The 7081-nt window shown below is 47.0% G+C and carries 10 protein-coding genes; 1 reads left to right on the forward strand and 9 read right to left on the reverse strand.

The features are described from left to right. The 9 genes from AC0YNV_RS36810 to AC0YNV_RS36850 all read right to left on the reverse strand — a co-directional run bounded on the left by AC0YNV_RS36810 (window position 1) and on the right by AC0YNV_RS36850 (window position 6479). A complete protein-coding gene (locus AC0YNV_RS36810) occupies window positions 1–903 on the reverse strand; it encodes a carbohydrate ABC transporter permease (RefSeq protein ID WP_475772508.1) in 903 nt (300 codons plus the stop codon). A 93-nt stretch (window positions 904–996) separates the two neighbouring features. After that, window positions 997–2337 (reverse strand): ABC transporter substrate-binding protein, encoded by a 1341-nt coding sequence (locus AC0YNV_RS36815; protein ID WP_475772509.1) that lies wholly within the window; start codon window positions 2335–2337, stop codon window positions 997–999. Between the two features lie 354 nt (window positions 2338–2691). Continuing rightward, window positions 2692–3744 carry a Gfo/Idh/MocA family protein gene (locus AC0YNV_RS36820; RefSeq protein WP_475772510.1) on the reverse strand — a complete coding sequence of 351 codons (1053 nt, stop codon included), beginning with the start codon at window positions 3742–3744 and terminating at the stop codon, window positions 2692–2694. A gap of 127 nt (window positions 3745–3871) precedes the next feature. Beyond that, window positions 3872–4741: a MurR/RpiR family transcriptional regulator gene (locus tag AC0YNV_RS36825; RefSeq protein ID WP_475772511.1), complete on the reverse strand. Its 870-nt coding sequence runs from the start codon at window positions 4739–4741 to the stop codon at window positions 3872–3874. A gap of 100 nt (window positions 4742–4841) precedes the next feature. Further along, window positions 4842–5102, reverse strand: a complete 261-nt coding sequence (locus tag AC0YNV_RS36830) for a hypothetical protein (protein ID WP_475772521.1) — start codon at window positions 5100–5102, stop codon at window positions 4842–4844. Window positions 5103–5401: 299 nt separating this feature from the next. Then, window positions 5402–5530 carry a hypothetical protein gene (locus tag AC0YNV_RS36835; RefSeq protein ID WP_475772512.1) on the reverse strand — a complete coding sequence of 43 codons (129 nt, stop codon included), beginning with the start codon at window positions 5528–5530 and terminating at the stop codon, window positions 5402–5404. 444 nt (window positions 5531–5974) lie between these two features. Further along, window positions 5975–6079 (reverse strand): transposase, encoded by a 105-nt coding sequence (locus AC0YNV_RS36840; protein WP_475772513.1) that lies wholly within the window; start codon window positions 6077–6079, stop codon window positions 5975–5977. A gap of 125 nt (window positions 6080–6204) precedes the next feature. Then, window positions 6205–6318, reverse strand: a complete 114-nt coding sequence (locus AC0YNV_RS36845) for a hypothetical protein (protein WP_475772522.1) — start codon at window positions 6316–6318, stop codon at window positions 6205–6207. Window positions 6319–6320: 2 nt separating this feature from the next. Beyond that, a complete protein-coding gene (locus AC0YNV_RS36850) occupies window positions 6321–6479 on the reverse strand; it encodes a hypothetical protein (RefSeq protein ID WP_475772514.1) in 159 nt (52 codons plus the stop codon). A gap of 125 nt (window positions 6480–6604) precedes the next feature. On the opposite strand from AC0YNV_RS36850, the gene AC0YNV_RS36855 reads away from it, so the two are divergent. Then, window positions 6605–7081, forward strand: a 477-nt coding sequence (locus AC0YNV_RS36855) for an ABC transporter permease subunit (RefSeq protein WP_475772515.1), incomplete at its 3' end; no start/stop codon positions are given.

The following is a 7081-nucleotide window of genomic DNA, read 5'->3' on the forward strand; positions in this document are numbered from 1 at the left end:
TTACTCTCCTCCATAAGTCACCCATTTTTTTGAGCCCCTGAATACAAGCCATGTCACCAGAGCCGTAATGACGAATAACACCCATGCCATTGCGCTGGCATGACCCATGCGGAAGTCGACAAACGCTTCACGGTAAAGCAGGATCGCATAGAACAGCAGCGATTTTTCCGGCCCCTGCATCGTCTGGTCCGGTCCCGATGCCGAAAGCGAAGAAAGCATGAAAGCCTGGGAGAAGAATTGGAAATAGGTGATCAGACTCACAATCAGCTGGAACAGAATAATGGAAGAGATGCTGGGCAGGGTCACATTGAAAAACTTCCGGATGGAGCCGGCACCGTCGATATCCGCTGCTTCATAGAGACTGCGCGACACATCCTGCAGCGCAGCCAGGAAAATGATCATCGTTCCCCCGCAGCCCCAGGCAAGCATCAGGATAAGCGACGGCTTCGTCCAGGCTGCATCCAGCAGCCAGTTCGGACCCAGTACGCCGAACATGCCCAGAAAGGAGTTGATGAGCCCGCTTCCGGGGTTTAGCACCCACATCCACACCAGTGATGAAGCAATGACCGGAACAATGGAAGGAATATAGAATAGGGTCCGGAAGATGGGCAGTCCCTTTATCTTCAAATTTAATAATTGGGCAGTCAACAGTCCTGCGATAAGCGTGACCGGCGTTGCAAAAACGACCATATAGAGCGTATTGCGGATGCTGATCCAAACATCTTTATCTTCAAATATCCATATGTAGTTGTCGAGTCCCACCCATTTCAATGATTTAAACAAATTGAAATCTGTGAAGCTGTACACGAGTGAAGCCCCGGTCGGATATAACGTAAACAGTAAAAAGCCGATGATGAAAGGGGTTGAAAACAGAAGCCCCGCCCAGTTCTCTTTGATTCTCATCTTTAGCCCTTCTTCCCTCCCGATATCGTAACGTCCATCCGGCCCTCCTGATGGAAGCATGGAACCGGCCCGATGATACGGGCCGGGGACGAATTATTTAATCAGTGCTTCAGTCCGGCTTTGCATGCTTGCCAGACCTTCTTCAGGCGTTTTCTTCAGATTGGCTACGGCTTCCGCCTCTTCTTTTACGACTTTGTTGAGAATATCGTTCAATGCCGGAATATTGGGGAGCGATTTGACATTCCCGCTTTTGGATAATGCGATAAATGCATCCGCATCCTGGATTTCCTTGAACCTGGGATCCTCCATCGCTTTCACATTAGCCGGTATGTTGCCAAGGCCGGCCGTGAATTCGGCCAATTCCGGAGCGCTGAACAAGAACTTCATGAATTCCCATGCACCGTCGGTGTTTTTGCTGTTTTTGGCAATATAGAAGATCGAGCTTTGATTCTCCCCGCTGCCTGCAAGCTCCGGATGGCCGTCCAGGTAAGGTAGCGGCGCAAGTCCGTAATCAAGGGTAATATTGTTGTTTTTCATAAAGGTCGACAGCCAAGGGCCATCGATGCGGAAGGCCTGCTTGCCGGTCATAAAAGGATCTGTCGGATCGAGCCATTTGCCCGAGGCCTGAATACGTTTGATGCTGTCAACGCCGAACTCCTTGTTGTAGTCGTAAATGGATTGCAATGCCGCCAGATTGGCATCGCTGTTGAACAGCGCCTTATCTCCATCCTTGGATACGTATTCGCCGCCAAAGCCATACGCCAAAGCCTGGAAGGAAAAGTTCGGATAGCTCGGAAAGCCCAATACATCCAGTGTTCCGTTAGCGTTCTTTTTGGTCATTTTGACCGCCATATCATAAAGTTCTTTGCTTGTTTTGGGAGGCTCGGTGTATCCGGCTTCGGCGAGCAGCTTTTTATTATAGAAGAGGCCCTGAACGGTGGTGTTCATCGGAAGAGCGTAAAATTTGCCGTTATATATGCCCTGCTCCAGAGAGGCTGGAATGAAATCAGTCAATTCGTACTTATCTCTTTCGATCAGGCTGTCCAGCTCCAGCGCAATGCCTTCCTCGGCGTATTGCGCCACATTGGAAGCGAAAGAATCCGTCAGATCGGGACCATTTCCGCCTGCTATAGCAATTTTCACCTTCTGCTCATCCGGAACGGACAAGCCTTCAACCACATATTTGTCTTGACTCTCGTTAAACTTCTTTACCAATCCTTCCAACACTTCTCCTTCCGCACCGCCCCATAAGTACCATAGGGTAACTTTGGATTTCTCTCCGCCTGCCGCCGGTGTACTGCCCCCGTTACCACCTGAATCCGCTTCACCGTTATTAGGGGTGCTGCCGCCTGCGCAGCCTGATAATACCAACGTGAGCACAAGGATTGCCGCAACCACAAACGCCATTGATTTCGCGCTGTAACGTTTAACCAAAATATCCCCCACCTTTTCGAATTACTGGATTAGAAAGTATGTTATGCTTTCTGACTCGATTATAACAACGCATGATAAAACAGTAAAGATATTTATTCTTTATTTTATAAAGAAAATAAATATATCCTCCATTTTGATTTAGTTTGGTTTAAATATCCATTTTGAAACCGCTGTCAATTAAAGTTAGAAACACATATCCCATAGAACCCATGCTGATAACTAACAAAGGAGTGCATTTTGTCCTTCAACAAATGTACCCCTTTGCTTTCTGTTACTCCTTTTACAGACCAATTCTATCATTTATGTTAATTTTGAGTTATATATAATGACATTATCCTAACGCATTGTGTTCCCCTAGAGCTTAACAACATCGTTTGTTTCAGAAGAGATCCTTATTGCTTCAAGCATTTTTACCACTTCCGCGCCCTGCTTTGCATCCGAAACCGGCTCTTCCCGGTGCTGCACGCAGTGGATAAAATGTTCAATTTCTTTCTTATACAAATCATTAGCAGGAACCTGGAGATTATGCTCCACGGGTATACCCCCCATATCCCTAAACAGGGAAAAGGGCTCCAGGCTTGCACCACCTTTCGTGCCGAACAATTCCACCTTTACCGCATCGTCCTGGCTTCCGTTGACCGCCCAGCTCGCTTCGACCGTCAGGACAGCGCCGTTCTTGAATGTAATATATGCCGTGCCCAGATCCTCGACATCGTAAACGCCTGCTTCTTTGTTCTCACTAGAATGGGCAACATAAGCCCCCGATTGATCGGCTTTATAAGGCGCAATTTTATGAAACAGCTTACCCAATACCTTATCCGGTTCGGGCATTCCCATCATCCACCAGGCCAAATCCAGCACATGCACGCCAATGTCCATCATGGGACCGCCCCCGGAGTAGGTTTTGGACGTGAACCAGCCAATCGGCACGCCCCTGCGCCGGAGAATCTTCGTTTTGGCAAAATAAATATCACCAAGTTCTCCGCTTTGAACCGTTTGCTGAATAACCTGTGAGTCCGACCGGTACCGGTGGCTCATGCCGACCATCACCACATTGTTCGAATCTTCTGCAGCCGAACGCAACAATTCGGCTTCCTCGACATGAAGCGCCATCGGCTTCTCCACCAGAACATCTACGCCTTGGCATAGTGCGGTGAGCGCAAGCTGAACATGGGATTCGTTAAACGTACATATGCTGACCGCATCCAGTCTCTCCGCCGCAAACATTTCCTCGGCTGAAGCATAAGCGTTCGCACCTCCGAAATCGGCAGCTGCCTGCTGCGCCCTTTTGAAATCAATATCTGCAACCGCCGTCAATTCAACGTCGGGATGATCCCGGTAATTCCCCAGATGGAACATATGTGCGATGGAGCCGATTCCAATGACACCAACCTTAACTTTTTTCATTTTCTTCCTCCTACGTTTTCTAAAATATTTAATTCTTTATAATTCTATATAAAAGAGGATATTTCCTCCGAAATTAAGAAAAAAAAGATTGATGATCCAGCCATTTAGGGGGCGGATTTAGCAACTGTTAATACAGTTTATCCGCCACAGCATCGGCCGTTCTCTTGATTGCGTCATACGCGGTTTCTTTTCTTTGAAACGTTAACAAAGTCGATATGATATCCACGAGATGAATTTGGGCAATCTTTGTTGACAGGGCGCCTCCTTGAAATGGCATCTCTTTGGAAGGCACAAGCAGGACAATATCCGCATAGTTGGTAATAGGCGATTTGGCATGGCTGGTCAGACAAATAATCGTTGCCCCGTTTTGTTTGGCGGTCTTCATGGAATCGACCAGATCCTTCGTGCTTCCCGATGTCGAGATACCGAAGACAATGTCGCCGGGCTGCACCAGAGCGGCGGACATCGCCATAATATGGGAGTCGCGCTGCACCTCCACGTTCAGACCGATTCTAAGAAACTGGTAATGGGCATCCATGGCTGTGATGCCTGAAGATCCGACGCCATATATGAAAATACGTTTCGCTGCAGCCAGAGCAACCACAGCTTCCTCAACCGCAGCAAAACTGATCAGCTCCATTGTTTTCTCGAGCAGCTTGGTATGGTTCAGCGTAATCTTCCTCGCGATGACCTCCTTGTTATCCTCCTCCTCAATTTCCTCGTCAATATGGGAAGGGACGTTCACGAGATCTTGCGCAATGGAAAGCTTGAACTCATGATAACCGCGATACCCCAGCTTCCGGCAGAAACGGATGACGGATGTTTCCCCCACCCTGGCCTTTTCCGCAAGGTCTGTCACTGTTGCCATTACAGCGTATTCCGGATCATTCTGAACCGCATCGGCGACTTTCTTCTCTGCTTTGGTTAGTGAATTATAGATGCTCGAAATCATAAGAAGCGCGTTCGACGAATTGATCAGCTTACGAAACTTTTTCATCCAAAATCCCCGTCTCATCTAAAAGTTGTTCATTAATTGGTGCCGCTAGCTCCATTAAATCAAAAAATGGGGAGCTGCGCAAAACAATTGTTTCATCTTTCTAGCTGATTGCTGCTTCAAGAGTATCAATGGTTTTTACGAATCTTTTGGTAATCTCCTGAGAGCGGGTAATCGCAGCTCCAGTAACAACGGCATGCACTCCGGCTTCGAAACTTAGCCTGCAGTGTTCCGCGGTCCAGAGTCTGCCTTCTGCCAGCACCTGAATGCTGCCGGAAGCTGCAAGCCTCTTGATTAGCGCGATATCCGGCTCAATCTGTTGAGGATTGTAAGCGGTATAGCCGGATAGGGTCGTGGATTTCAGATCCGCCCGTAATTACATCGCGGCAATTTCCTAAGGCGTATTCGCGCGGATACCGACAGCCACTCCCTCTTCTACTGCCAGCGCCATGGCGATCATCGTACCGTGACCATACAAAGGCTCCTGCTCGGATGCCTGATGATGAATCTGAAGGTCCTAATGGTACTCATTCTTCCCTCATCTTATCACCAAAGCCACCTGCATTAAAGAGTTATTATTTATATTTTCTATAAAAAGAGAATTTTTTCTCCACTTTCGTTTTTTATGATACAATTAGTTTTATTCAATTGACAAGGAGATTTTCATATATGGTCAAAATCATCTACCTGCCTCTGGACGAACGTCCCTGAAATATCAAATATCCGCAGCAGCTTGCCTGTATAAGCGCTTTTGGCGCTGACGGTTCCGCCCTTGGCTATGCTTGGAGACAAGAGGGAGCCTGCCCAAGAGGCACTGCTTATGGACTGACTGCTCGAACAATCATAGGATGCGGATTATTTGATCATATCTGTCGAGTAGTTCTCCCGCTGTTTTTATTGTCATAGTGGTACGAACATCGCCTTCTGCTGTGTCAACGGAATAAATATAGGTGTCGCCTGTCGTGATAATAATGGAATCCTCTATTATTTCACTGATAGAATTGTAGTCGGTTTCCTTCAATCGGATGTTCGGCGATTGCGTGCTCCGGCCTTTGCCGGTACAGCTACTGCGATAATGCTCGTACTTGCTTTGGTGCCATCGGAGGTTCTCGTAGTTTAAAATATAACATTGACCATTGCGACTGAGTTGGGCGCGGTGATCATGGATGAACGAATAGATCAGCGCCGGTTTGGCAAAGTAGTGCATAGCCTTTTTTAGAATTTCATTTTCCTCTTCTAATTCACACCCATCTCTCGGGCCACTTGCGCCACCGATTTACCTTCTTCTTGAACAAGTCTTACGGTTTGGAGATTAAATTCTTTGTCATATTTTTTCGTCATGTCGGACACCTCAATTAAGAATGCATTTATTTTCGCACTCTCGGTTCTCTATGTCCAATGTTTAGTCTAAGTCCATGTTCCCTGCTACAGCCATTCCACTTAAAGTTTCTTGCGAAGGACGGTGATTAAGGAATCTGTTCCTCTAAAGCTGCTTCAAAAGCCGAAGAAACTTTTTCAAATTCCTCATCATTTTCGATCACCCAGAGCTCATCATTCTCGTTGACCTGCAGAAAGAAAATATCTAGATCCTCTTCTTCTTCTCCCCGTCCTCAAGCTCGTTCAAGTATGCAACTGCTATGTAATGCTGGTTCTCTAAATCTAGAGAACCCAACACCTCAACCTCTTGTTCAACTCCCTCATCGTCTACCATTGTGATAACTTCACCATTTTCAATCAACAAATTTAGCCCTCCCTGGTTGTAAGTCACTTTATACTCTTCCTGGAATCGTAGTAGCGTTCTTGAACTATAAGCCATGGCTTGGCTTTTTTGATTCCACGTGGGCGGACTGGGATAACTTCAGACTCATGATTGACTTGAAAGATATTCACCAAGTCATCGTAAATACGCTGTTAATCGCTTGTCTTAAAATTATTTTTGGGCAAGTCGTACCGATCGTGTTCGCCTTGTTGTTGAATGAGGTTCGCCAAGTTTTCTTCAAAAAGACCGTACAGACCCTGATTTATCTACCACATTTCCTATCATGGATTATTCTTGGCGGCATACTGCTTGATATTTTGTCCCTCGACGCCATTATGAACCGTTTCCTCGCCTTGTTCGGCAAGACTCCGGTCATGTTTCTCGGGGATGGCGAATGGTTTCGTGCTGTGGTCATCATTAGCGATTTATGGAAGGAATTCGGGTTTGCGACAATCATTTTTCTGGCTACGATTGCGGGCATTAACCCCGCTTTGTATGAAGCGGCCGAAATCGACGGCGCCGGCAGGTGGAAGCAAACGATTTACGTTACGCTTCCATCCATGCTTCCGATCATCATCGTCACG

The sequence above is a fragment of the Paenibacillus sp. JT31N11 genome (genome assembly GCF_056269285.1).